Here is a 26,077-nt window from a genome sequence, read left to right as displayed (position 1 = left end):
AACTGCGGCTTCCCCGGCCGGGATAAGCGCAGTTTGGGCCAAACTGCGGGGCTCTTGCGGAGGGGGTGGATCAAAAAGTGGTAACTCAGCGGCGGCGGAACACCAGGTCGAAGACGTCGCGGCCGGCCTGGACGCCCCGCTGCTCGAACCGGGTCAGCGGCCGGTAGTCGGGGCGCGGCGCGTACCCGTCATGGGCGTTGATCAGCTCGGGGTCCGCGCTGAGCGTCGCGAGCATCGCCTCGGCGTAGTCGGCCGCGTCGGTGGCGCAGTGCAGCACGCCACCGGGCACCAGCCGCGAGCACAGCAACTCCACGTGCTGCGGCTGGATGAGCCTCCGCTTGTGGTGGCGGGCCTTCGGCCACGGGTCGGGAAAGAAGACGTGGATGGCGTCGAGGCTGTCCGGCGCGAGCTGGTGGCGGACCAGATCGAGCGCGTCACCGAGGGCCACCCGGACGTTGGCGAGGCCGCGCGCCTCGGTGAGGGCGAGCAGGTTGGCGATCCCCGGCGTGTGGACGTCGACGGCGAGGTAGTTGCGGTCGGGGTCGGCGGCCGCCATCTCGGCGGTGGCCTCCCCCATGCCGCTGCCGATCTCCAGTACGACCGGCGCGTGCCGGCCGAACAGCACACCGAGGTCGAGAAGCTCCCCGGTGACGGGCACCCCGTACACCGGCGAGAGGCGCTCGAGCGCGTCGCGGTGCCGGTCGCCCATCCGGCCACGTCGGGGGTGGAAGGTGCGGATGTGCGGGAGGTGCGGCAGGCGCGGAGTCGAAATCACAATGACACGAGGGTACGCGGACCGCGCCGCCGACCGGCGCCGATGGCCGCCGACGGTAGCAAGCAGGGACCCGGCCGGTTGCCGCCTGGGTGCAGTTGGCCGCTGGCGACGGCTATGACCGGTCGCCTGACATCTGGGGTGCCACGTCGCGTCAACCATGGACAGGTACGCGGATGCGACCAGCCCAAATCGGACCGCCGGCAACACCCACCGATCGCTGATCCGCTGCCGAAAGGACGACGTGAACGGGGACTCGAGCGTGACCGCAGCAACGGGCTCGTCCGTGCGGCCACGACGGGCACGCGCAGGTGTTCGGGTCGCGCTGCTGACGGTCGGCACGGCGGTCGTGACGCTGGCCGTCCAGCTCATACTGCCGGACCGGGGCCGCTGGTCGTTCACACACAACGTGATCGCAATGTCCGTCATCACCCTGATGTCGGTGGCCACCGAAGGCTTCACCATCAACCTGCGCGTCCGGCGTGGAAGTCACGCCCTCGGCCTCGGCGAAGTCCCCCTTGTGCTCGGCCTGTTCACCGTCGGTCCGGCGGGGCTGCTTTTCGCGCGCGTACTCGGCGGCGCCGTCGGGACCGCGCTGTTCCGCCGCCAACGTGGGCTGAAGTTGGCCTTCAACGTGGCGCTGTACGGCGCGCAGGCCACCCTCGCGGCGGCTGTCTTCGGACTGCTCGCCGGGCCGCCACCCGCGCTGGGACCGCGCGAGTGGGCTGCGGCGTACGCCGCGATGATCGCCGCCGACGCACTGGCGGCCGTACTCGTCACCGTGGTGATCTCGCTGCACGACGATCCCGGCGAGTGGCGCCGGCTACCCGCCGCCGTGGTGCGGGGCGTGCCGGTCGTCTTCGTCTCCACCTCCATCGCCCTGCTCGGCGGACTGGTCGTGGGGCGTGACTTCCGGGCGATCGGACTGCTGGCGGTATTTTCCGTCGTCGTCTTCCTGGCCTTGCGAGGCTACGAGCGGCAGGGCCAGGGCCATGCCCAGGTCGAAGGACTCTACGCCTTCACCCGGGCCCTGGACGGCTCGCTGGACAGCGCGGAGGTGACGTGGACCGTCCTGGGCGAGGTCCGCGACCAGTTGCGCGCGGAGGTGGCCGAACTCCTCATGCCCGGACCGGGCGGTGGTCAGTGGACCCGCACCCGCATGTCCGGCACCGGCAGGCTCGACTCGACCATGGTCACCACCGGTGCCGAGTCGGCCTGGTGGTACCCGGCCGCTCAGGGCCGGCCGGTGCTGTGGGCGGCGGGCAGGGACACCAGCCGCGGTGAAGGACCGGCCGGCGACGCACCGGTCGATGGCATCGCGGTGCCGCTCTCGCTCGGCGACTCCGGCAGAGCCGTCCTGCTGGTCGCGAACAGCCTCGCCGACACCCCGACGTTCGGCGCCCAGCAGGTGCGGTTGTTCGAGGCGCTGGCCAACCACGCGGGCCTGTCGCTGGCGAAGACCGTCCTGGTGGACCGGCTGCGCATCGAGGTCTCCGAAAAAGAGCGGCTAGCTCGGTACGACCTGCTGACGGGGCTCCCCAACCGGCAGCAGTTCCAGGAGCTGCTCGGGGCCTCGCTGCGTGATCCCGGCACCGGCGTCACCGCCGTGATGGTGCTGGACCTGGACCGGTTCAAAGAGGTCAATGACGCCCTCGGCCACGACACCGGCGACGCGCTGCTGCTCGAGGTGGCCGACCGGCTACGCCAGCAACTCGCCGGCCAGGGTCTCGTCGCCCGGCTCGGCGGCGACGAGTTCGCCGTAATGCTGTCCGATCTCACATGTCCGGCAGAGGCGTTGGCGGTCGGCCACGACCTCGCCGACGCGATGGATCAGCCCGTCGTCATCGACCACCTCAGCCTCACCCCCCGGGTGAGCATCGGTATCGCCTGCGGGCCCGAGCACGGCGACGCCGCACAACTGCTGATGCAGCACGCCGACGTCGCCATGTACGCCGCCAAACGGACCCGGAGCGGCGCCCGGCTGTACGAGCCGCGCGACGACAAGAGCTCCGCCCACCACCTGTCCCTGACGGCGGACCTCGCCCGGGCCATCCGGCTCGACGAGCTGACCGTGCAGTTCCAGCCCAAGCTGGACCCCACCACCGGGCTCGTCACCGGCGCCGAGGCGCTCGCCCGCTGGCGCCACCCCAGGGAAGGCTTCATTTCACCTGACGTGTTCATCCCGCTCGCCGAGCGCTCCGGCCTCATCCGGCCGCTGACCCTGCACGTGCTCAAGGTAGCGCTGCGCCAGTGCGCGGCCTGGCGGCGCGCCGGCCACGACCTGCACATAGCCGTCAACCTATCGCCGAACGCCCTGCACGACAGCACGCTGCCGGACGTCGTCACGAGGCTTCTCGAGCAGACCGGCGTGCCCCCCGCGAGCCTCACCCTGGAGATCACCGAGAGCACGCTGATGGCCGACCCGACCGGTGGCAGGAAGACTCTCGACCGCCTGCGGGCGATCGGCGTCAGGCTGTCCATCGACGACTTCGGCACCGGCTACTCGTCTCTCGGTCGGCTCCGGAACCTGCCGATCAATGAGGTAAAGATCGACAAGTCGTTCGTGCAGCGGCTCGCCGAAGACCACCGCGACCGCGCCGTGGTGCGCTCGGCGATCCAGCTGGGCCACGCGCTCGACCTCGACGTGGTCGCCGAGGGCGTCGAGGACGCCGCGACGCTGGAGCACCTGCGCCGCGAAGGGTGCGACCTCCTCCAGGGGTACTTCATCTCCAAGCCGCTGGCGGCCGCGGATTTCGCGGCGTGGCTGGTCGGCCGTACCAGCCGCGAACGCGACACCGCCCTGCCGCGCGCCGGCGCCTGACCGGTACCCCCGATCCGAGGGTCGGGCAAGCCCGCACGAGGGTCGCAACCCATCGATCACGGTGATAGCGTCGCTGCCGCAGCGGGAGCACCGCCGCCCCCGCCGAGCGGGAGGGGTACGTGTGGGCACAGTGGACACGCGCGGCCGGAAGGCCACACACACCGCACTGCTGGTCGCGTTGGCGGCGAGCGGCGTAACGATCGCCACGCTGGGCGACCCGGCGCAGGACCGGGCAGCGGCTGCGGGAAAGTCGACCCTCACCGCGGTCGCCGCCCAGGCGCGAAAATGCCATGAGGCGCCCGCCGACCGGCAGCGGGGCGTCGACGGATTCGACATCACCGCCACGTCGACCGGCCTCGTCCGGGCCCGGCTCGACCCAACTGATCAACGCGGCCGCGACTCTGACTGGGACGTCGCCGTCTTCGACAAGGCCACCGGGCGCCTCGTCGCCGCTTCGGCCGGGTTCCGCAGCCACGAGGTGGCCGACGGGTTCGTCAACGCCGGTGACACGCTGCGCGTACAGGGCTGCCGGTTCGCCGGGAACGCTCACCGCGTCAACGTGTCGGTGACGTTCGTCGCGCAGCCTCCGGCCGCCAGCGAGAAGGCCCAACTCGTCGCGGTCAGCACCCCGACCCGCGCCGACAAGAACGAGCTCATCCGGCAGGACTTCGACCTCACCGAGGCCGCCACCGACACCACCGTGGACGTCATCCTGCACGGCCAGGCGGATGCGGACCGGCTACGCGCGGCCGGCTTCGGCTTCACCGTGAAGATCGACGACCTCGCCGACCACATCGCGCGCACGCGGGAGTCCGACCGCCGGTACGCCGCGCAGGAAGACCGGTCGGACCTGCCGAGCGGCCGCACCGCCTACCGCCGGCTGGCCGACTACGACTACGAGATGAAGGACCTGGCCCGCCGGCACCCGACCCTCGTCAAGCCGATCACGCTGGCGTACCGGTCGATCGAGGGCCGCGACATCGACGGCATCGAGATCACGCCGAACGCCGGCAACACCGCCGACGGCAAGCCGGTCTTCCTGAACATGGGCGTACATCACGCGCGGGAGTGGCCGTCCGGCGAGAGCGCGATGGAGTGGGCCTACGACCTCGTCAACGGGTACGGGCGCGACCAGCGCACGACCCGGCTGGTGTCGGCGACCCGCGCCATCGTCGTGCCGATCGTCAACCCCGACGGGTTCTCGGTGTCCCGCGAAGCGACCGAGCGGGGCGACGCCGCGGCCAGGGCGTACGAGTACAAGCGGAAGAACTGCAGCCCGGTCGACGCGCCGACGCCAGATCTGCGCGAGGGGCTGTGCCCACTCACGCCCGCCGGCCCGCGGCGCGGCACCGACCTGAACCGCAACTACGGCGGGTTCTGGGGCGGCCCGGGGGCCAGCACCAACTGGAACGGCGAGACGTACCGCGGCCCGGCACCGTTCTCCGAGCCCGAGGTGGGGTCGATCCGCGAGCTGATCGCCGGCCGCCAGGTCACCAACCTGATCACCAACCACACGTACTCCAACCTCGTGCTGCGCCCGCCGGGCGTGCTGGCCACCGGCGACCCGGTCGACGAGCCGCTGCTGTACCGGCTCGGCGAGGAGATGGCCGACAAGAACGGGTACAACAACATCCGCAGCTGGCAGCTGTACGACACGACCGGCACGACCGAGGACTGGTCGTACTGGGTGACCGGCGGGCTCGGGTACACGTTCGAGATCGGCGGCACCGAGTTCCACCCGCCGTTCGAGGTGGGCGTGGTCGCCGAGTACCTGGGCCGAGCGCCCGCGGCCGGCGCCGGCAAGGGCGGCAACCGGGAGGCGTACTTCGCGATGCTGGAGTCGACGGCCAACGCCGCCCACCACGCCACCATCACCGGCCGTGCGCCGGCCGGCTGGACGCTGCGGATACACAAGGAGTTCCAGACGCCGACCTCGCCGGTGATCGGCTCCGACGGTACGGTCGGGCCTGCGCTGATGTACTCGGACGTGCTCGACAGCACGCTAAAAACTCCCGGTGGGCAGTTCGCCTGGCACGTCAACCCGTCCACCCGGCCGTACGTGGCCGGCCGGTACGGCCGCTACCCGAGCGCGCCGACGCAAGGCGCCCAGCCACTGTCCAATCCGGACGGAGTGCCGGCAGAGAACACCGGCTCGCCGCTTGACGGGCCGCACGAGGAGATACCGTTCACAGTGGAGGGTCCGCCGGCCGCCGACAACGGCGAGGCCCACGTACGCATCGAATGGAAGAACTCGGACGTCGACTGGGACCTGTACATCGTGGACGCTCAGGGTCACGTGGTCGGCCAGTCCGCCACCGGCGGCACGAACTTCGAGGATGCGGTCCTGATCGACCCGCCGCCCGGCACGTACCGGGCGGTCGTCGTCAACTACGCCCAGGTGCCGGACCAGCCGGTCGACGACTGGACCTCCCCTGGCGTGACGTTCCAGCCGCCGAAGCCGCCGCTACCCGGCGTGGCCGAGGCGTGGACGCTCACCTGCGAGCGGCCGGGCGGCTCGATCGCGGCGGTCCACCAGGTGGTGGTCGGTCGCGGCGGAGCCGTCGACCTGGGCGACGTCTGCCGCCACCGGAAATAACGATGATCACCGGGAGTTCGAGGTGCTATAGCACCTCGAACTCCCGGTGATCATGGGAGACAGCTACATGTTGATCATGTGCCCTGCCAGGCCGTGGATCGCCTCCTTGACCGCCTCACCGAGCGTGGGGTGCGCGTGTACGTTCCGCGCCACCTCGGTGACCGTCAGGTCCCACTGCTGGGCGAGGGTCAGCTCCGGCAGCAGCTCGGTAACCTCCGGACCGACCAGGTGCGCGCCGAGCAGCTCGCCGTACTTCGCGTCACTCAAGATCTTGACGAACCCGCCCGCGTCGCCCAAGCCGTGCGCCTTGCCGTTCGCGGTGAACGGGAACTTCGCCACCCGTACGTCGAAGCCGCGTTCGCGCGCCTGCGCCTCGGTCCAGCCGAAGCTGGCGATCTGCGGCTGGCAGTAGGTCGCCCGCGGGATCATGACGTAGTCGAGCTCCATCGTCTCCACCCCGGCGATCGTCTCCGCGGCGACGATCCCCATCGCCTCCGCCCCGTGCGCGAGCATCAGCTTCGCGGTGACGTCACCGATCGCGAAGATGTGCGGCACGCTGGTCCGGCACCGGCCGTCGACGTCGATCGCGCCCCGGTCGGCCAGCCGCACGCCGGCGCGCTCCAGCCCGTACCCTTCGATGTTGGGCTGGAACCCGAGCGCCTGCAGGACCTTGTCCGCTTCGAGGACCTGCCGCTGGTCGCCCTTGGTGATGGTGACCCGTACGCCGTCGGCGGTCTCCTCGATCGACTCCACCCGGGTCGACGTATGCAGGTTGATGCCCAGCTTCCGGTACCGCCGCGCCAGCTCGGCCGAGACCTCCTCGTCTTCGAGCGGCACCACCCGGTCGAGGTACTCGACGATCGTGACGTCCACGCCGTACGCGCGCAGCACGTACGCGAACTCGACCCCGATCGCGCCGGCGCCCGCGATGACGATGCTGCGGGGCAGCGAGTCGCTGAGGATCTGCTCGGAGTACGTGACGACGCGGTCGCTGCGCGAGGTGCCCGGCAACAGCTTCGGCGAGGCACCGGCGGCGATAATGCAGTGGTCGAACGTGATCGTCTCGTCCCCCACCTGCAGCGTGTGGTCGTCGGTGAACGTGCCACGCCCCTCGTACTGCGTGATGCTGTTCTTCTTCATCAGGTAGTGGACGCCCTTGACCCGCCCGTCGGCGACCTTCCGGCTGCGCTCGTACGCGGCCTGGTAGTCGAACGTGACCTCGCCGTCGACGCGGATGCCGAACGTCTTCGCCTCGCTGGTGAAGATCTGTGCCAGTTCGGCGTTGCGCAGCAGGGCCTTGGACGGGATGCAGCCGACGTTGAGGCACACCCCGCCCCAGTAACGCTCCTCGACGACAGCGGTGCGCAGACCGAGTTGGGCAGCGCGGATCGCGGCCACGTACCCGCCGGGACCCGCACCGAGAACGACGACATCGAAGTGTGCGCTCATGAGACCGATCGTAGTGGCGTGCGGGCGTCGGACAGCCGCACGCCCGATGCGGCTGTCCGGTGCGCTGTCCGCTCACCCGTCGGTCTACCGCTGTGCGACCGTGCTGCCCTTGACCCAGTCCTCCCAGCTGAACGTCCAGTCCAGCAACCCGTCCGTGGACTGGAGCGGCAGCCCCGTGTTGCGGACATCGACGATGTCGCCGAGGCCGAAGTTCTGCATGAACCAGACGGCGTTCTCGGTATTGATGTTGATGCAGCCGTGCGACGCGTTGCTGTTGCCCTGCTGGGCCTCGCTCCACGGCGCCGCGTGGACGTACTCACCCTCGTAGGAGATGTGGGTGGTGTACGACACCATCGTGTCGTAGGCACCCTCACCGGTCAGGCCGAAGCTCGCCGAGGTCATGCGGGTCACCTCCTCGGTGCCGAGCACGACGTGCGGGCCGCTGCGAGTACGCAGATCAATGCCGCCGAGCTGCTGGTTCAGGCCCATCGCGACAGGAATGTCGCGGACCACCTTGCCGTCGATGAACACCTGCATGTGGTGCGTCGTGTCGTCCGCGATGGCGATCTTCGACTGGCCGATCGTGAAGGAGGCGGAGCTGTCCTGGTCTCCGTACAGGCCGCCGCCGAGGTCCTTGCCGTGCGCGTTCGTTTTGACGGTCACCTTGGTACCGGGCTTCCAGTACTCCGGCGGCCGCCAGTGCACCTCCTGGTCGCCGAACCAGCGCCAGGCGCCGTCGACGCGGGGCTCGGTGCTGACCTGCAGCGACTTCTCAGCCACCGCCTTGTTGATCACCGGCTCACTGAAGCTGACGATGATCGGCTGGCCCACGCCGAACGTCGGGAACTCCGACAGCTGCTTGAACTTGTTGGCTTGCAGGCTGGGGCTGGTCAGCTTCGCCGGCTTCACCGTCGTGAAGGCGCTGTTCTGCGTCAGCCGTTTACCGCTACGTCCCGTGCCCGCCGCCGCAAGCGTGTATCTCTGCTCGAACGCGAGCGGTGCCGTGCTGTGCCAGGTGTGCCGGCCGGCGTCGAACTCGCCCGGCACCTGCCTGCCCTCCGCGTCGGTCAGCGCGACCGTGTCCAGGACCGCCGACACGGTGGCCACCGTGACCCCGTCACCGGGGGTGACGCTCGTGGCGTTCGGGGCCGGCGTGAGGACGAGAGCGGATGGCGCATTCCGGCCGGCCTCGCCCTTGGTGATCGAATCTTTACGCACGGACGCCTCGTCCGTACCCGACTGGGTGCATGCGGTACTTACCGCCAAGCTGAGCGTGACAACCGCGAGACCGAGGGTGCGCGTAGCCAGTGAACGCCCGGCTACGTATCCGGAATGACGCGGCTCACGACCCGGTGATCCTGTCATTCTGTTCCTTCCCCCATCTGTCGTCCCCCATTTGGGTCGGACCGTATGCCTCCCCGGTATTTGGTCCCTCATGCGCTGAATATGACGGCTGCGCGGGCGCGCCATGCCGCCTCACGCGCCCCTTCAGGTTCCGGAAAAAGCAATGGGCGCCGCCGGTTCCAACCGGCGCAGTTCGGTTAGCTGACACCTCGGCGCCGGCACGGACACCGGTCGCGTCGAGCGCTGCCCGGACTGCGGGCCTCCCTGAGAGGCGCCCCGAGACGCGAGGGAGATGGTGTACGTGATCCTGCTTGCGACCGTCATCGCCGAACTCGTCGGCATCCTGCTGGCATGGCTGATTCACAAGATCACGGCCCGTTATTTTCCGTCACTCCACGCGATCCTGCGGTCCATCGACGAGGTGAGCCGCCATCCGGAGCTCCTGAAGTCCCCGCGCTGAACCGCTCGCGGCGTGACAGTCCCGCCGCCTGACGTCTACCCAGCGGCGAACAGGTCCACGCTGTTGCCGTCCGGGTCGTGCACGACGGCGTACCGCTGGCCCCAGAAGGCGTCCCACGGCTTCTTGTACCCGTGGTAGCCGGCCTCGGTCAGCGCGCCGTACGTACGGTCCACCTCTTCCGGGCTGTCGCACCGGAACGCCAGACTCACCCGCGGATCACCCTGGACGGGTGTCCACTCGGATCGAAGCCGATGAGATCGAAATTCAGTGCCATGCCACCACCGTAAGCGCGCCTCGTCGCCGCCGCCTTGAACGAATCGGACGCGCGCACACAACGATCGCCCCGCCGGTGCGACGCTGGCAGCCGACGGGGCGAAGCGTTGGATCTATCAGAAACGGCGGGCTTCAGCGACGAGTCCGTCACGCAGAACGCTCATGGCGTGCGCGAGCAGCCGCGACACGTGCATCTGGGAGATGCCCATCTCGGCGGCGATCTGCGACTGGGTCATGTTGCCGAAGAACCGCATCACGATGATGCGCTGCTCACGCTGCGGCAGCTTCGCGATCAGCGGGCGGAGCGCCTCGCGGTTCTCGACGTTCTCCAGGTCGTGGTCGACATCGCCGAGCATGTCCGCCAGCTCGGTGCCGGACTCGTCGCCGGCGACCGGCGCGTGCAGCGACAGCGCCCGGTAGGCATGGCCCGACTCCATCGCCTCGATGATGTCCTCGTCGCGGACCCCGAGGTGGCCGGCGAGCTCCGTGACCGTCGGCGAGTGGCCGAGCTGCTGGGCCAGGTCTCCGCTGGCCCTGCCGATGTCCAGCCGCAGCTCCTGCAGCCGGCGTGGCACCCGTACGTTCCAGCCCTTGTCCCGGAAGTGGCGCTTGAGCTCGCCGAGGATCATCGGGATCGCGTAGCTGGTGAACGCCGCACCGCGGGAGTGGTCGTAGCCGTCCACCGACTTCACCAGAGCCAGGCAGGCGACCTGCACCAGGTCGTCGAGCGGCTCACCGCGGTTGCGGAAGCGGCGGGCCAGGTGCTCGGCCAGCGGCATGTACGCCTCGATCAGCCGCTGCCGCACGCGCGGACGGTCGGGGCTGTCGGCCGGAAGGTCGGCCAGGGCCGCGATCAGGGCCTTGGCCGCCGCGTCCGCCTCCTTGGCAGCACGGGACGGTGCGGCCACGGGCGCAGCTTCGGTGGTGCTGGTCGCTGGGGCGTCGACCTCGATCGTGGTGAGGTCCTCGTCGATGCGGGCACTACGGTCCAGGGAGGTAGTCATCAGCGTCATCCTTCTTGTGCCAGGTCACGGCCGACGCTGGTGCACGAAGAAGCGTGCAGGCAGCATCCAACCAGGGAGCTAACGTCGCGCGACACCCGTTGCTTGAGTGCCGGCGCAAGATGGTTTCGCTGGTGACAACCGCCGCTTCTTGACGATGTGTGCACCGAACATCTCGGGCCGGATCCACCTTTCGGTGGATGCGTTGTCGTCAGATTAGCCGACAACGCGTCCAAGTCAAATCCCTCCGTAGCGCGGTGATCCACGCAACACGCCCGACCTGGGCCTACCCAGTGTCACCGGGTAGGCCCAGGCCAGGCGTCGGCACTACTCGATGCAGCGCCACTCGATGCGGCGCTACTCGATGCAGCGCTACTCGATGCGGCGCTACTCGGTGCCGAGCGCCTCGACGACGGGCCGGTTGACCGCGCGCCGGGCCGGCAGCACCGACGCGGCGAGCGCGGCCACCGCGGCGAACCCGAGGATCAGAGCGAGCCGTCCCCACGGGAGCACCACCGCGAACTCGCCACCCATGCCGTTGAGGAAGCTCATCGCCCCGGCGCTCACCGCGGTACCCAGCCCGACCCCGAGCAGCGCCCCGACCAGGGCCATCAGTACCGCCTCGACGGCGAGCATCGCCCGTACCCGGCCTCTGGTGAGGCCGACGGCCCGCAGGATCCCGTTCTCCCGGGTGCGCTCCACCACCGACAGCGTGAGCGTGTTGGCCACGCCGACCAGCGCGATGACCACTGCCAGCCCGAGCAGCGCGGTGACGAACGCCAGCAGCATGTCCACCGTGCCGGTGAGCATCTTCTTGTACGCGGCGCGGTCCATGAAGTTGGCGGTCGGGTACTTCGCGGTGATGGCCTCGATCGCGTCCTTCGCCCGCTGCTTGGACACCCCGGCCGCCGGGTCCATCGCGGCCATGACGACCGGTACGTCCGGAAATGTCGCGGAGAAGTCGGCATCGGACAGTGAGATCCGGTACCCGAGCGGAACGTTCTCCGACGGGTCCGTGGGTCCGGTGGTGCCATCGACCACGGCGACGACGCGGAACTGCCGACCCGCCACCGTCACCGCCGAGCCGACGGTCAACCCCTTGGCGCGTGCCAGCGGCCGGTACACCAGCGCGGTGCCGGCACCGAGCTGGCGGACGTCGCCGCTGTCGACGTGCCTGAGATTGGTGCGGACCAGCGCGGGGTGCGCCGAGACGACCTCGACCTGGTTGGACACCGTCTGCCTGGGCAGATGTACCACGCCGAGCTCACGGCGGCCGCGCAGTTCGTCCACCATCGGCGCCGGCAGCGCGCCGCCGACCCCGGTCGCCACGAAGTCCACGCCGACCTCCTTGTCGACGCTGCGCTCGATGCCCGCCTTCACACTCTGCGCGGCGACGACGAACGACGACACCAGGCCGATACCGATCACCAGCGCCGTGGCGGTGGCGGCGATGCGGCGAGGGTTGCGTACGGCGTTGGAGACCGCGATGGTGGCGGTCGCGCCGAGCAGCCGCCGCAACGGCCAGCCCAGAGCCCGTACCAGCGCCGGGACCAGTACCGGGCCGAACATCACGATGCCGGCGAAGGTGAACACGGCGCCGGCGCCGACGGTCGCGATGCTCGACGACCTCCCGGCAAACCCGAGCGCCGCGATCCCCGCCGCGAGGCTCAGGGCGCCGAAGCCCAGACGTACCCAGCCCGCCCGCCGGGCGGTCTCGACGGCGGCGTCGGACAGCGCGGCGACCGGCGGCACCCGGGTTCCCCGCCAGGCGGGCAGGACCGCGGCGCAGACCGTGATCACGGTGCCGAGCAGGACCGACAGAACCACTGTGGACGCCGACAGCGCGATCCCACCCTCGAACACCACCCCCATCGCGCGCAGCAGCGCCTGCATGCCCAGCGCGACGCCAGCGCCCACGCCCACGCCAGCGAGCGAGGCGACGAAGCCGACGGCGGAGGACTCCAGCAGCACCGACCGGAACGCCTGTCCGCGGGTGGCGCCCACGAGCCGCAGCAGCGCGGTCTCGCGGGTGCGCTGAGCCAGCACGATCGTGAAGGTGTTGGCGATGACGAACGCCGCGACCAGGACCGAGATCGCCGCGAACATCGTCAGTACCGCGTTGAACTGCTGGATGTCCTTGATGGCGCTCTTCAGGTTGTCGTCGAGGATCTGCTCGTGGGTCCGCACCGTCAGGCCCGGCCCCACGGCCGCCGTGACCTCCTTGGCCAGCGCGTCGTGCGAGACGCCGGGGCGACCGGCCGCGACGATCCGCTGATACCCCTGCTCGCCGGTCACGGTGAGCGCGTCGGCGGCGACGAGGCCGATGAACGCGCCGCCGAAGTCCTTCGGCGTACCGGCGACATCCACCACGCCGACGAGCGTGTACGCCTCGGCCTGGCTGCCCTTGCCGCCGACCCGAACCGCCGAGCCGACCGCGAACTTCTGCTTGTCGACCGTACGGGTGTCGAGCACGACCTCATGCGTACGCTGTGGCAGCCGGCCCTGACGCACGGTGTACGACTGCAGGCCCGGATCGGTCGGGATGCTGGAGACCACGGAGTACCCGAGGACCGGCCGGTTGTTGGTGCCGACCACGCCGCCGGTGCCGGTGACCTCGCCCTCGGCGGCGCGTACCCCGCTGGCCGCGCGAACCTTGGCGAGGACCGTCTCGTCGACGGCCTTCCGATCCCTCGGATTGTTCGATCCACCGTCCGCCGGGTAGACCGCGACGTCGGTGTGGCGGTCGAACACGCCCGCCTTGGCGTACGCGGCGGTCCGCATCCCACCGGTGAACATGAGCGTGCCGGCGATGAACGCGACGCCGAGCACGATGGCCAGCGACGACAGCGCCAGCCGGAGCGCATGCGCCCGCAGGGAGCGCAGGGTGAGTCTCAGCATCCCGGTCACCGGGCCCCCACGGCGGCGTCGAGGCTGCCCATCACGTCCAGGACCTTGTCGGCGGTGGGCTCGAACAGTTCGCGCACCACCCGCCCGTCGGCCAGGAACACCACCCGGTCGGCGTGAGCGGCGGCCACCGGGTCGTGCGTCACCATGATGACCGTCTGGCCCAGTCCGTTTACGGCGTCGCGCAGCAGTCGCAGTACCTCCGCGCTGGCGCGCGAGTCGAGGTTGCCGGTCGGCTCGTCCGCGAACACCACCCACGGCCGGGTCACCAGCGCCCGGGCGAGGGCCACCCGCTGCTGCTGGCCGCCGGAGAGCTCGCTCGGCTTGTGCTCCAGCCGGTCCCGCAGGCCCACCGCCGTCACGATCTGGTTGAACCACGCCGGGTCCGGCTTGCGCCCGGCGATGGCCAACGGCAGCAGGATGTTCTCCTGCGCCGACAGCGCCGGCAGCAGGTTGAACTTCTGGAACACGAACCCGACGTGGTCACGGCGCAGCAGCGTCAGCCGCTTGTCGTCCAGCCGGGTGACGTCCGACTCGCCGATGTGCACCGACCCACCGCTGGGCCGGTCCAGCCCGGCCAGGCAGTGCATCAGAGTGGATTTGCCCGAGCCCGAAGCGCCCATGATCGCGGTGAACCGACCCGGGGCGAAGTCGACCTCGACCCCATCCAGGGCGGTCACCGCGGCATCGCCGGAACCGTAGACCTTGGTCAGGCTCCGGGCCGCGACGGCGGCGCTCGTACGAGGGGTCGGCGGCGAGACGGCAGACACGTTGTACTCCCAGCTCAAAAGCGGTTGTTTACGCATCTGACGCTATGGCCGGAAGCCCGGTGATGATCTCCGTCTAGGCTCTCGATCTTCCTCGCCCGCAGGTAGCGGCCTTAGGGGCCGACCCCTACGACCTGAGTCGTAGATAGCGCTCAGGCGCCCGGCGTGACCAGGCCCGTCTCGTACGCGAAGACGACCGCCTGTACGCGGTCGCGCAGGTCCAGCTTCGTCAGGATCTTGCCGACGTGGGTCTTGACGGTCGCCTCCGCGACGTGGAGGCGACCACCGATCTCGGCATTGGTCAGCCCCTGCGCGACCAGCAGCAGCACGTCGCGTTCCCGTTCGGTCAGCTGGGCCAGCCGCGGATCGGTACGCGGGCCCGCCCCCAGCTGGCCGGCGACCCGGTCGAGCAGCCGGCGGGTGATGCCCGGGGCCACCACGGCGTCGCCGCTGGCCACGACCCGGATCGCGGCGAGCAGTTCCTCGGGCGGGACGTTCTTGAGCAGGAACCCGCTGGCCCCGGCCTGCAGCGCGGCGAAGGCGTCGGACTCGGTGTCGAACGTGGTCAGCACGAGCACCCGAGGTTTGCCGTCCACGACCCCCTGGCACAGCCGCCGGGTCGCCTCGACGCCGTCCATGGTGGGCATCTGGATGTCCATCACCACGACGTCGGCTTCGGTACGGGCGAGCACGCGCAGCGCGTCCGCGCCGTCGATCGCCTCCCCCACGACCTCCATGTCCGGCTGGGCGCCGAGCACCATCTTGAACCCGGCCCGGACCAGCGCCTGGTCGTCCACGATCACCACGCGGATCGTCATCACACCCCCTGATGCTGAGGACGGGTAGACGGTATCGGCAGGCACACGGCCACCTCCCAGCCCCCGGCCAGCCGCGGCCCGGCGTGGTAGGTGCCGCCGTACACGGCGACCCGCTCGCGCATGCCGACCAGGCCATGCCCCCCGGAGGGGGGTGGGCCGCCCACGACGGTGCCCCGGCCGTCGTCGACCACCCGCACGCCGACCTCGCCGGCGGTCGAGTAGTCAAGGGTGAGCTCGACGCATGAGCCGGTCCCGGCGTGCTTGAGCGCGTTGGTCAGGCACTCCTGCACAATCCGGTAGATCGTCAGGTCCATGCCGGTGGGCAGTGCCGCCCACTCACCGTGTACCTCGTGGCGCACCACGAGCCCGGCCGCGCGGGACCGGTCGAGCAGCGCGCCCAGGGATTCCAGCGCGGGGCGCTGGCGCTGCTGGTCGCCGCCGATGGCCCGGGCCGCCTCATCTTGTGCCGCCTCATCTTGTGCCGTTGCGGGGACCTGGGTGCCGGTCGGCTCGGCCGGTGTGGTGTCACGCAGTACGCCGACCAGCCGCCGCATCTCCTCAAGGGCCTGCCGGCCGGTCTCCGCCACGGTCTTGATCGCGCCGCGGGCGGTGTCGGGGTCGCGGTCGAGCGTGTACATCGCCCCGTCAGCCTGGACGATCATCACGGCCAGGCTGTGCGCCACGACGTCGTGGAGTTCCCGGGCGATGCGGGTACGCTCCTCGGCCACGGCCGCGCGGGACTGCGCGTCCCGCTCCCGCTCGAGCGTGGCGGCCCGCTCCTCGAGGCTGCGCACGTACAGCCGCCGGGTGCGCAGGTTCAGCGCCACCAGCCACACCGCGCCGCTCACCAGGGTCTCGAACACGGCGTTGGGCAAGCGCGGGCCCTCCGGAATCCGGGCATCGAGCCCGATCCCGACGACGACGGCACCTGCTGCCAGGATGCCGTCCCGCAGCCGGTCGGCATACTTGACGACGCTGTACATGACGACCAGCACGGCTACGTCGAAGGCCTGTGAGTGCCAGCCGAGCAGCGTCTGGAGCAGGGCCAACAGGCCGACCGCGATCGCGGCGGCGGTCGGACGGGTACGCCGGAACAGCACCGCGACCGCCATCGCGAGACCGATGGACGTCAGCCCCCAACTGCCGGGCTGGGTCTTGACTGCCGCCAATGCGGACAGAGCCACGCCGAGCGAAATCGCGACGTCAAAGGCGACGCTGCGTAACGGGCGCCCGAAGGCGGTACGTGCCACGGGTATCGAGCCTACGAGAGCGCGAGGCTCGATATGGCAGATCGGCGACAGTGGCCGGCCCGCTAGGCGGGGATGCCGGTCGGATTCACGACCCCCCGCCCGGATGAGGAATTGGGCGAGGAATTGGGCGAGGAATTGGACGAGGCATCGGATGGCGAGTACAGCCGCCCCAGCGTGAAGATGAGCACGGCCTGCACGATGGTGGCGACGTAGCCGCCGATCTCGCGCAGCATCGTCACCTCGTGGCCACTCATGCCCATGCGACTGGTCACGGTCAGGCACACGGCCAGCACGATCGCGATCGGGGTGTAGGCCCGGGCCAGTCGCGGCCGGAACGCGGCCAGCAGGAACCCGGCTGCGACCGCGGCCGCGAACGCGCCGGCCTCGTGGTCGGCGTGCTCGTCCACGCTGATACCCAGGACCACCGATATGATCACCAGTAACTGCATCGAGGCCACCGCCGCGATCGCGGCCTGCAGCAGGCGCGTCAGCGCCTGTCGGCCCGCCCCGGCGCGGCCAGCCCGAGCCTGCGCACCGGCAGCGGGCCTCGCCCGGTCGGCCGCCAGGGAGTCGGCCGCTACGGAGTCGGCTGCTACGGAGTCGGCCGCTACGGCGGCGAGGATCGCGTCGGTGAGGTCGGGTACCCGAGCCGGCTGCAGCCGCACCAGCCGGGTCACCTGCTCAGCCCGGGCGAGCCAGTCCGAGCAGGCGCGGCAGGTGTCGATATGCAAGCCCAACCGGTCGGCCGATACACCGAGCGGCTCGCCGTCAAGACGTGCGGACAGTGCAAGGCGAGCCTGGTCACAGCTGAGGGCGGAATGGGCTGTCATGACCGGGTAGTCGACTGCCAACTGGGAAAAGTTCCCTGCTCGGGGCTGCTGAGAGTGGTACCCGACACGTACAGTCGGTCGTCGTGAGCGTTGAGGAGGCCGCCGAGTTCGCCGGGTTGATCGACTCTGGGTTGATCGACCCAGCCACGCGGTCGTTGCTGGCCGCCCGCGACGGCGACCAGGCTGCGGCGAGCACCTTCGTACGGGCCACGCAGGCCGAGGTCTGGCGATTCGTCGCCGCGCTCGTCGACCGGGAGGCGGCCGACGACCTGACGCAGGACACCTATCTCCGGGCGTTCCGGGCACTACCCGACTTCGCAGGGCGCTCGACCGCCCGGACCTGGCTGCTGGGCATCGCCCGCCGCGTCTGCGCCGACCACATCCGCTCGCTGACCCGGCTGCGGCGCCTCGACAGCCGGGTGGCCGCCCAGCCCCAACCCGCCCACGTGCCCGACCAGGCCGGGCTGCTCGCCGCCAACGACCTGCTGCGGTCGCTGCCCGACGACCGGCGCAGCGCGTTCGTGCTCACCCAGGTGCTCGGCCTGTCCTACGACGAGACGGCCGAGATCGAGCAGGTGCCGATTGGCACCATCCGGTCGCGGGTCGCACGGGCCCGCGCCCAGCTCGTCGAGGCCGTCCAGGCCGCCCGTACCGGCTGAGAGGTTGTTCATGCCACCGCGCCGTGGATAGGCGCCCAGTCAGGCCCGCCCAGTCAGGCCCGCCCAGTCAGGCCCGCCCAGTCAGCACCTCCGCCGCGGCCAGGGCGTTCACGCGGCTCGCGCCATGGGTGGCCAGGTACACCCGGCCCGAGCGGGCCGCCGGCACCCCCATCTCCACCACCACCGCGTCCGGCCGGACGGCGAGCACGCTCCGCAGCGCCCGCGCCATCCAGCCGTGGCGGTGGGCGTCGCGGACCACGAGCACCAGCGGCCGGCCGGCAGCCGGCTCCAGCGCGACCCTGCCCAGGTGCCTGTCGTCGTGGAAGTCGTCAGCGCGGACGCGTACCGCCGTTGTACCCGGCAGCAACCCGCCGAGCGGCTCGGCCAGACCCCACGGCGTCTCCGGGCCGATCGCCATGTTGCCGGGGGCGGCGAACTCGACCACATGCGGCGCGCTGGTCAGCGGCGTCAGCACCGCCACCCCGACATCGCTGCTGCCGTCTCTGCCGTCTCTGCCGTCTCTGCCGGCGTCAACGCCGTCGATGCTGACCCGCACCGCCCGGCGGGCGGCGGCGAGGCCGAGCGGCGTTGAATGCCCGGTAATCGAATGCCCGTTGGCTGAGCCGTGTCCGGCCGACACCGCATGCCCGTTGCCGCCGGAGCGCCGGGCGGCCGTCCAGCGGGCCAGCCGCCGCACCCGCTCAGCGGCGTCGACAAGTCGCGCCTCGGGCACGGTACCGGCGGTCACCGCGTCCACGATGCCGTCGCGCAGCGCGACGGCGGCCTCCTCGTCGGCGGTCTCACCACCGACGCAGATCGCGTCCGCGCCGGCGGCGAGCGCACGTACGGCGGCGCCGACCAGCCCGTACGGCTTGGCCACGGCCGCCATCTCGATACCGTCGCTGACGATCAGGCCGTCGAAGCCGAGGTCACCGCGGAGCACGTCGATCAGCAACCGGCGGCTCAGCGTGGCCGGCAGGTCCGGGTCGATCGCGGGTACGAACAGATGCGCACTCATGATCGCCTGTACGTCCGCCGCGACGGCGGCCCGAAACGGCACCAGTTCGCAGCCGAACAGGTCGTCACGGGTCGCCTCGATGACCGGCGCGCTGTGGTGGGAGTCGACGGTCGTGTTCCCGTGGCCGGGATAGTGCTTGGCGCAGGCGGCGACGCCGGTCGACTGCAGCCCGCGTATCCAGGCGGCGGTGTGTCGCGCGACCAGGTCGGGGTCGGAGCCGAACGAGCGCACGCCGATGACCGGGTTGTCGGCGTTGGAGTTGACGTCGGCGTCCGGCGCGTAGTTGAGCGTGATGCCGGCGGCGGCCAGCTCCTGGCCGAGTTCGCAGGCGACCGCTTCGGTCAGGTCGGGGTCGTCGACCGCGCCGAGAGCCAGGTTTCCGGGTCGGGTACTGCCGGTCCGTGACTCCAGGCGGGTGACGTCACCGGCCTCCTCGTCGATGGCGACGATCACGTCCGGGTTCTCCGCGCGCAGCGCCCCGGTCAGCGCCGCGACCTGGGCCGGGTCGACGATGTTGCGGCTGAACAGCGCGACGCCGCCGAGGCCGGCGGCCAACCTGCGGCGCAACCAGGCGGGCGGCGCGGTCCCGACGAAGCCGGGCTGGAGGACAGCGTCCGCGAGTTGTAGCAGGTAGGCGCTGCGCTGACCATTCATTGGCGGCTACTCACTGGCGGCTACCCCCGAGATCCCGGTGGGGGCGCTCGCGGCGTCCCCGGTCCCAGGAATGCTCACATCACCGCAGCCGAATAGTCAATAAACTTTCCAGTAGGTGGGTGATCACTTGTAGGCCCGCGCCAGCGCCTCCTCCTCGCGGCAGGCCGCGAGCAGGTCCAGCGCCTCGGCTTCAACCTCGACAGCCGGAATATCCACGATGAAGGACGGCGCGTGCCGGCAGCCGGTGCCGCCGGTACGCGCCGGGTAGATGTCGCGGGTGCAGTCGAGACCGCACTCCGGACAGTGGATCGTCCACGAGATCAGCGGCCGGTGCCGCCCCCGCTCCGGCAGCGCCGCATTGATCATGTTGCCGATCCAGAACAACCCGACGGTACGGGTACCGACCGCCGCGGCCAGGTGCAGCGGCCCGGTGTCGTTGGAGACGACGAGCGCACACTCGGACAGCAGGCCGGCGAGCCCGGCTATGGTCAGCTCGCCGACCGATGGCCGGGCCGGGTGGCGCATCCGGCCGCACACCTCGTCGACCAGTTCCCGCTCCGCCTTGATCCCGGTGACCAGGACCTCGGCGCCGGCCGCGGCGAGGGCGTCCCCGACAACGGCGAACCGCTCGGCCGGCCAGCGCCGCCGCCGGTCACTGGCACCGGGGTGCAGCACGACTCGGGGACGCGCGGGCGGACCGAGCACCGCCCGGGCCTGCGCGACATCGTCAGCGGTCAGTTCGAACATCGGGGTGTGGGCCACCGGTTCGGCGCCGACCAGGCCCACCACCTCGAGCATCCGGAACACCTCAGGCTGGTAGTACACGTACGGGACCCAGCGGTCCAACGGTGGGGCGTCCGCCGCTCGCAGCCCCGCCGTCACCCGCGCGCCGAGCGAACCGACGAGCGGATTGCTGTTCCTTCCGCCGCCGTGCATCTGCAGCGCGATGTCAAAGCCCTCCCCCGCCGACCAGCGGCGGAAGGCGTCGAGTTCGCCGGGTGCACTGTCGCCGCCGAGGACTCCCGGCACGGGCGGGATGACGGCCACGTAGTCGACAGGCCCGGGGCGTCCGGAGAGGACGCGGGCATGCCACGGCGCCCCGAGCAGGGTCACCTCGGCGTCAGGATAGGTAGCCTTCAACGCGTACAGGGCAGGCAAGGTGAAGACGTAGTCACCGAGGGCGCTGGGACGAAGAAGGGCAATCTTGCGTACGTCAGGAACGAGATCGAAACCGGTCGCGGCTGGCACGGCGCGTGCGGTACCCACGCTCCGGCGCAGGTAAACCGGCGGCACCCTGATTTTGTCGATCATGAAACGCCCGGTCCGTTTCGCGGCCGTCCTGGCGGGTAGCCCGCAACTATGACTCTGGACGCGTTTCTCGACCACGTGTATCAGTACCACGGACAGGAGCGCCTGGCCCGCGTTGACATCCACCGGGCGGCCGTGACCGCGGACCTGCCGGCCGACCAGCTCGCCATCCTCGACGGACTCCCCGAAGGCGAGTATTCGCAGGACGAGGCCGCCGAGGCGCTGCGCCAGGTGCCCGAACTGCTCAGCCCTGGCGATACGGGCACGACCCCATCCCGGTCGGGCGCATCCGATCAGGCCTGAGCATTCAAGCCTGAGCATTCAAGCCTGAGGATGGAACACCACACGTAGACATCCATCAATCTTGTACTTGAACAACTCGTAGCCGAACGGCCCGTCGGACAGCGGCATCGAATGCGTTGTCAGATAGTCGGTCCAGATGTCACCCCGGGCCATCCGGTCCAGCACAAGCGGGAGGTACCGCTGCGAGTGCGGCTGGCCCGAACGCAGGGTGAGGCCTTTGTGCATAAGCGCGCCCAGGGGAAACCTGTCCGCCAGCCCGGCGAACACGCCGACCATCGCGACCGTACCGCCCTTGCGACAGGCCAGGATCGCCTCCCGTACAGCCACGGGCCGCTCGGACTGCCCCGTCCGGCCCGTGGCCAGGTCGTACAGGCCAAGCCCGCCATCGTTGTCAGCTTCCATGCCGACCGCCTCGATGCACGCGTCCGGCCCACGACCGGCGGTCATGTCCTCCAACACTTCCTGCACGTCGGCGCGCTGATAGTCGATGGTGGCGACGCCGAGGTTCTCGCGCGCGGCATCGAGCCGGTCGGAGTACCGGTCGATGACGATGACCCGCTCCGCACCAAGTACCAGGGCGGCGCGCGCCGCCAGTTGGCCGACCCCACCGGCGCCCCAGACGGCGACCACGTCACCCTCGCCGATGCGGCACATCTCCGCGGCCATCCATCCGGTCGGCGCGGCGTCCGAGGCATACACCGCAGCGTCGTCGGGAAGGTTCGGCGGCAGCCGGTAGACGCCGTAGTCGGCAAACGGCACGCGCACGTACTCGGCATGGCTGCCCGCGAAGCCACCGGTGAGCGGCGAGGAGCCGAAGACCGCGGCCGGCGCCTGGCCCCACAGGCGCTCTGACAGCGCGGCGTTGGGGTTGGTGTTGTCGCACAGCGACCACTGATCGGTGTCGCAGAACCAACAACCCCCGCAGCCGATGGTCGACGCGACGACGACGCGATCCCCCACCGCCAGCGTGCGCACGGCCGGCCCGATCTCGACGACCTCGCCCACGAACTCGTGGCCGAGGATGTCACCCTCGCGCATCCCGGGCACGTACCCGTCGATCAGATGCAGGTCGGAGCCGCAGACGCTGCTCGCCGTGACTTTCACGATGGCGTCGCGCGCATTGTCGATGCGCGGGTCGGGCACCGTCCGGACGGCCACCCTGCCCACACCCTCCCAGCACAGCGCCTTCACTCCGGTCCCCCCGTCGCCCCCTGCCACCGTGGTCCCCCCGTCACCGTGGTCCCCCCGTCACCGTGGTCCCCCCCGTCACCGCCCACGCGACGACCCCCGTGGCCAGGTACTGCGTGATGACCTCACGGGGGACGGCGTCCCGGCCGCTGCTCTGCCCTTCGACCCGGACGACCTCGCCGGCCTCCAGGACCTGCTTGACCCGCCGCAGCGCGTCGTACACCAGCCGCTCGGCCCGGTCAGCGGCCAGCAACGGGCCCGAAAGACCTGCAGTCCCCGGATGGATCGTCACGACGAGGCGTACCTCGGTACCGCGCCCACCGGGCGCCTGTGTGAACGACACCGACCCTTCGTGCGGAACCGGCGCGTCGGTCACGCGCCAATCGAGAAGCACCTGCGGGTCGTCGTTCACGATCTCGACCGGGAACTCGACCTCCGAACGCCCGGGCCCCGCCACGACCCAACAGGAGCGCCGGTCGTCGATCTCGTCGACCCGTACGACGTTTCCGATGGACTCTGCCAGGTTGGGCTGGTCACGGCAGAACGCGTACACCTCGGCGGGCGCCCGGTAGATCGTGACGGCCCGCCGGTAGGTGCGGTGGCCGTCCCCACCGGCTCCGACGGCCCCGGTCCGGCGGGCGCCACCCCCCGCGGCGCGAACCGCCGCCCGGGCGGCAAGATAACCGACGACACCCGCAGTCGCGCCCGCCACCACCCCCACCGTCGCCCGACGCCCGAGTTCAGTACTCACCGGGCCCGGCCTACCCATCGCCGGCGGACCTAACCGGCGGTCCTTTGTAGGTCAGCCCGTTTGTGGGTCGGCCGAGCCGCTCGCGGTCAACCAGGCCATCGCGGCGGTCACCAGGGTCTCCACCCCGGTAGACAGCGTCGTCTCGAGCACCGGCGCGAAGTACGGAGAATGGTTGGAGGGAATGTCCCGATCGACCCGCCCGGCCCGCTCGGCCTGCTCGTACGCCTCCGGGTCCGAGCCCCCGACGAACCAGAAGACCGACGGGAACCGGCCCCGCGCGCCGTACACGCCGAAGTCCTCGCTGCCGGTCTGCGGCTCCGTTCCGGCGACCCGGTCGCTGCCGAAGTGCGCGATGAACGCGTCGCTCACCCGCGAGGTCGCCGCCTCGTCGTTGACCACCGGTTCGAACGCGCGCATTATCTCGACCTCGGGCGGTTTCGGCGCCCCGGCGGCCGCCGCTTCGGCGTGGACGATCCGCGTGATCGCGCCCAGCACCCGCTCGCGCACCCGCGGCTCGAACGTCCGGACGCTCAACTTGAGCTCCGCATCGTCGGGGATGATGTTCTCCTTCGTGCCCGCATGCAGCGCGCCGACGGTGACGACAGCGGTGTCGGTAGCAGGGATCTCCCGGGAGACGATGGTCTGCAGTCGCAGTACGGTCGCGGCGGCCATCACGATCGGATCCACTGTGGACTCCGGCTTGGCGCCATGGCCGCCCCGGCCGAAGAGGCGCACCTGCAGCGAGTCGCTCGCCGCCATCATCAGACCCGGGCGCGACAGCACCCGCCCGGCCGGCGCCGGCCCGACGTGTTGACCGAACGCCACTGTGGGCCGGCCGAACCGCTCGTACAGCCCGTCGTCGACCATCGCTTCGGCGCCGCCGCCGGTCTCCTCCGCCGGCTGCAACACCAGCAGCACGGTCCCTGCCCACTGGTCGGCGCCGTGCGCCAGCAGCGCGGCCGCGCCGACCAGCCAGGCGCAGTGCAGGTCGTGCCCACAGGCATGCATCACCCCCGGCCGGTTCGACGCGTACGGCAAACCGGTGCGCTCGGTGACCGGCAGCGCGTCCATGTCTGCCCGGAGCATCACGGTCGGACCGTCACCGTTTCGCAGCACGCCCACGACCCCGGTCCGCCCGACCCCGGTCGTCACCTCGTACCCCAGGTCGCGCAGGTGATGGCCCAGCTCGGCCGCCGTGCGGTTCTCTTCGAACGACAGCTCAGGGTGCCGGTGCAGATTCTGGTACAGCTCCGTCAGGTCCGGCAGCAGCTCCGCGAACGCCGAGAACATTAACCCTGCGTATCACAGCCATACGCTCGCCGCAGCCCGGCCGTCCGTACCACTAGGGTCGGGAACCGTGGCAGCCCACATGACCCCCGAGGAGTTCCGCCACTACGGGCACGAGGTGGTGGACTGGATCGCCGACTACTGGGCGAACCTGGAGGCCTTGCCGGTCAGCCCGGACCTACGGCCCGGAGAGATCGCAGCGCGGCTGCCCGAGCGGGCGCCGGAGACCGGCGAAGACTTCGCCGCCGTCCTCGCCGACCTCGACCGGGTGATCACCCCTGGGCTGACGCACTGGCAGCACCCGGCGTTCTTCGGGTACTTCCCGGCCAACACGTCCGGCCCGTCGGTCCTCGGCGACCTCGTCTCCGCCGGCATGGGCGTGCAGGGCATGCTCTGGTCCACCAGCCCGGCCGCGACCGAGGTCGAGACCGTCGTACTCGACTGGCTGGCCGACCTGCTCGACCTGCCAGCACGCTTCCATTCGACGGGCACCGGCGGCGGAGTGATCCAGGATTCGGCGTCCTCGGCGGCGCTCGTGGCGACCCTCGCGGCGCTGCACCGGGTGAGCGGCGGCGCCTGGCGGCGCTCCGGGGTCCGGGAGCGCTACACGGTGTACACCTCCACGCAGGCGCACTCGTCGATCGAGAAAGCTGCTCGTCTCGCCGGGATCGGCGACGAGAACGTACGCCTGGTCGAGGTCGATCAGGACTTCGCGATGCGGCCGGACGCCCTGCGCGCGGCGCTCGATGCCGACCGGGTATCCGGCGCGACACCGGCCCTCGTCGTCGCGACGATCGGCACCACGTCGACCACCGCCATCGACCCGCTGCCGGCGATCGGAAAGATCTGCCAGGAGTACGGCGTCTGGCTGCACGTCGACGCGGCGTACGCCGGGGCGGCGGCGGTCTGCCCGGAACTGCGCTGGAGCCACGCCGGAGTCGAGTACGCGGACTCGTACTGCTTCGACCCGCACAAGTGGCTGCTGACCGGCTTCGACTGCGACGCCTTCTGGCTCGCCGACCGCGCCGAACTGGTGCAGACGCTGACCGTACTGCCGGAGTTCCTGCGCAACGCCGCCACGGAGTCCGGCGAAGTGATCGACTATCGCGACTGGCAGGTGCCGCTGGGGCGGCGGTTCCGTGCCTTGAAGCTGTGGTTCGTGCTGCGCTGGTACGGCGCCGAGGGGCTGCGTGCGCACATCCGTCGCTGCGTGGCGACCGCCCAGCGCTTCGCGGAGTGGGTACGTGCGGACGAGCGCTTCGAGGTCGTCGCGCCGCACCCGTTCTCGCTGGTCTGTTTCCGCCTGCGCGGTTCTGACGGCCCCAATGAGAAGTTGCTGCGGGCGGTGAACGCGACCGGCCGGGCCTTCCTGACGCACACCAAAGTGGACGGCCGGTACGTCCTGCGCCTCGCCGTCGGCGCGCCCTCTACCGAGGAGCGGCATGCCGCCGCAACGTGGAAGCTGATCCAGGCCACGGTCGACACAGAATGATTCGTACAGCCGTTCGATAAACTGTCGTACCGCGTCGGTAGTTTGTCGTTCGTGGACGGTGCGTTGGCGTCGCTGGATCGCGGGCTCGAGGAGGGTCGGGCGGTGCCGGTGTACGCCTTGGCGGAGGCCGGC

Annotated in this window: 21 protein-coding genes; 6 read left to right on the top strand and 15 right to left on the bottom strand. The window is 70.6% G+C overall.

The genetic code is table 11. The features are described 5' to 3' along the window. Positions 1-85: 85 nt before the first annotated feature. Complete coding sequence (gene trmB, locus HC028_RS22475; RefSeq protein WP_239075606.1) at positions 86-709, bottom strand: tRNA (guanosine(46)-N7)-methyltransferase TrmB; 624 nt, start codon at positions 707-709, stop codon at positions 86-88. 325 nt (positions 710-1,034) lie between these two features. On the opposite strand from trmB, the gene HC028_RS22470 reads away from it, so the two are divergent. Together HC028_RS22470 and HC028_RS22465 are read left to right on the top strand one after the other, a co-directional pair. Next, a complete protein-coding gene (locus HC028_RS22470) occupies positions 1,035-3,593 on the top strand; it encodes a putative bifunctional diguanylate cyclase/phosphodiesterase (RefSeq protein WP_168079378.1) in 2,559 nt (852 codons plus the stop codon). A 121-nt stretch (positions 3,594-3,714) separates the two neighbouring features. After that, a complete protein-coding gene (locus tag HC028_RS22465; RefSeq protein WP_203981448.1) occupies positions 3,715-6,189 on the top strand; it encodes a M14 family metallopeptidase in 2,475 nt (824 codons plus the stop codon). Between the two features lie 63 nt (positions 6,190-6,252). Here HC028_RS22465 and lpdA read toward each other — a convergent pair whose 3' ends face one another. Beyond that, entirely contained in the window at positions 6,253-7,638 is a 1,386-nt protein-coding gene (lpdA, locus tag HC028_RS22460; RefSeq protein WP_168079377.1) for a dihydrolipoyl dehydrogenase, read from the bottom strand. Between the two features lie 84 nt (positions 7,639-7,722). Then, on the bottom strand, positions 7,723-8,856 hold the full coding sequence (locus HC028_RS22455; protein ID WP_168079376.1) for a L,D-transpeptidase: 1,134 nt from the start codon (positions 8,854-8,856) through the stop codon (positions 7,723-7,725). A gap of 427 nt (positions 8,857-9,283) precedes the next feature. On the opposite strand from HC028_RS22455, the gene HC028_RS22450 reads away from it, so the two are divergent. Then, complete coding sequence (locus HC028_RS22450) at positions 9,284-9,442, top strand: hypothetical protein (RefSeq protein WP_168079375.1); 159 nt, start codon at positions 9,284-9,286, stop codon at positions 9,440-9,442. A gap of 35 nt (positions 9,443-9,477) precedes the next feature. Here the strand turns inward: HC028_RS22450 and HC028_RS28240 are convergent, their stop codons facing one another. The 7 genes from HC028_RS28240 to HC028_RS22415 all read right to left on the bottom strand — a co-directional run bounded on the left by HC028_RS28240 (position 9,478) and on the right by HC028_RS22415 (position 17,285). Further along, entirely contained in the window at positions 9,478-9,777 is a 300-nt protein-coding gene (locus HC028_RS28240; protein ID WP_205861634.1) for a VOC family protein, read from the bottom strand. 54 nt (positions 9,778-9,831) lie between these two features. Further along, positions 9,832-10,719, bottom strand: coding sequence for an RNA polymerase sigma factor SigF (locus tag HC028_RS22440; protein ID WP_168079374.1), 888 nt, complete (start codon positions 10,717-10,719; stop codon positions 9,832-9,834). Between the two features lie 384 nt (positions 10,720-11,103). Then, positions 11,104-13,614, bottom strand: coding sequence for an ABC transporter permease (locus HC028_RS22435; RefSeq protein ID WP_168079373.1), 2,511 nt, complete (start codon positions 13,612-13,614; stop codon positions 11,104-11,106). A 5-nt stretch (positions 13,615-13,619) separates the two neighbouring features. Beyond that, positions 13,620-14,390: an ABC transporter ATP-binding protein gene (locus HC028_RS22430; protein WP_239075596.1), complete on the bottom strand. Its 771-nt coding sequence runs from the start codon at positions 14,388-14,390 to the stop codon at positions 13,620-13,622. A gap of 149 nt (positions 14,391-14,539) precedes the next feature. Further along, positions 14,540-15,205 carry a response regulator gene (locus tag HC028_RS22425; protein ID WP_168079371.1) on the bottom strand — a complete coding sequence of 222 codons (666 nt, stop codon included), beginning with the start codon at positions 15,203-15,205 and terminating at the stop codon, positions 14,540-14,542. Next, entirely contained in the window at positions 15,205-16,455 is a 1,251-nt protein-coding gene (locus tag HC028_RS22420; RefSeq protein ID WP_168079370.1) for a sensor histidine kinase, read from the bottom strand. The genes HC028_RS22425 and HC028_RS22420 overlap by 1 nt, the downstream gene beginning before the upstream one ends. Positions 16,456-16,517: 62 nt before the next feature. Next, complete coding sequence (locus HC028_RS22415; RefSeq protein ID WP_168079369.1) at positions 16,518-17,285, bottom strand: zf-HC2 domain-containing protein; 768 nt, start codon at positions 17,283-17,285, stop codon at positions 16,518-16,520. 83 nt (positions 17,286-17,368) lie between these two features. Here HC028_RS22415 and HC028_RS22410 point away from each other — a divergent pair, with 83 nt between their 5' ends. Further along, the gene (locus tag HC028_RS22410) at positions 17,369-17,944 is read left to right on the top strand and encodes a sigma-70 family RNA polymerase sigma factor (protein WP_373313977.1); all 576 of its coding nucleotides are present in this window, start codon (positions 17,369-17,371) and stop codon (positions 17,942-17,944) included. A gap of 67 nt (positions 17,945-18,011) precedes the next feature. On the opposite strand, the gene HC028_RS22405 is transcribed toward HC028_RS22410, so the two are convergent. Both HC028_RS22405 and HC028_RS22400 read right to left on the bottom strand, forming a co-directional pair. Next, the gene (locus HC028_RS22405) at positions 18,012-19,616 is read right to left on the bottom strand and encodes a glycoside hydrolase family 3 protein (protein WP_168079368.1); all 1,605 of its coding nucleotides are present in this window, start codon (positions 19,614-19,616) and stop codon (positions 18,012-18,014) included. Between the two features lie 123 nt (positions 19,617-19,739). Continuing rightward, a complete protein-coding gene (locus HC028_RS22400; RefSeq protein ID WP_338091294.1) occupies positions 19,740-20,864 on the bottom strand; it encodes a glycosyltransferase family 9 protein in 1,125 nt (374 codons plus the stop codon). A 111-nt stretch (positions 20,865-20,975) separates the two neighbouring features. Between HC028_RS22400 and HC028_RS22395 the strand changes: the two genes are divergently transcribed. Further along, on the top strand, positions 20,976-21,227 hold the full coding sequence (locus tag HC028_RS22395; protein ID WP_168079364.1) for a hypothetical protein: 252 nt from the start codon (positions 20,976-20,978) through the stop codon (positions 21,225-21,227). A gap of 18 nt (positions 21,228-21,245) precedes the next feature. Here HC028_RS22395 and HC028_RS22390 read toward each other — a convergent pair whose 3' ends face one another. The 3 genes from HC028_RS22390 to HC028_RS22380 are packed head-to-tail and all read right to left on the bottom strand — an operon-like array spanning position 21,246 to position 24,456. Then, the gene (locus tag HC028_RS22390) at positions 21,246-22,418 is read right to left on the bottom strand and encodes a zinc-dependent alcohol dehydrogenase (protein WP_168079428.1); all 1,173 of its coding nucleotides are present in this window, start codon (positions 22,416-22,418) and stop codon (positions 21,246-21,248) included. Between the two features lie 40 nt (positions 22,419-22,458). Beyond that, the gene (locus tag HC028_RS22385) at positions 22,459-23,166 is read right to left on the bottom strand and encodes an SRPBCC family protein (protein ID WP_168079366.1); all 708 of its coding nucleotides are present in this window, start codon (positions 23,164-23,166) and stop codon (positions 22,459-22,461) included. A 51-nt stretch (positions 23,167-23,217) separates the two neighbouring features. After that, on the bottom strand, positions 23,218-24,456 hold the full coding sequence (locus tag HC028_RS22380; protein WP_168079365.1) for an amidohydrolase: 1,239 nt from the start codon (positions 24,454-24,456) through the stop codon (positions 23,218-23,220). A 67-nt stretch (positions 24,457-24,523) separates the two neighbouring features. Between HC028_RS22380 and HC028_RS22375 the strand changes: the two genes are divergently transcribed. Then, positions 24,524-25,945 (top strand): aminotransferase class V-fold PLP-dependent enzyme, encoded by a 1,422-nt coding sequence (locus HC028_RS22375; RefSeq protein WP_239075595.1) that lies wholly within the window; start codon positions 24,524-24,526, stop codon positions 25,943-25,945. Positions 25,946-26,077: the final 132 nt, after the last annotated feature.

Source organism: Planosporangium flavigriseum (assembly GCF_011947225.1).
GTDB lineage: Bacteria > Actinomycetota > Actinomycetes > Mycobacteriales > Micromonosporaceae > Planosporangium > Planosporangium flavigriseum.
This window is presented reverse-complemented; position numbering and strand designations above follow the sequence as displayed.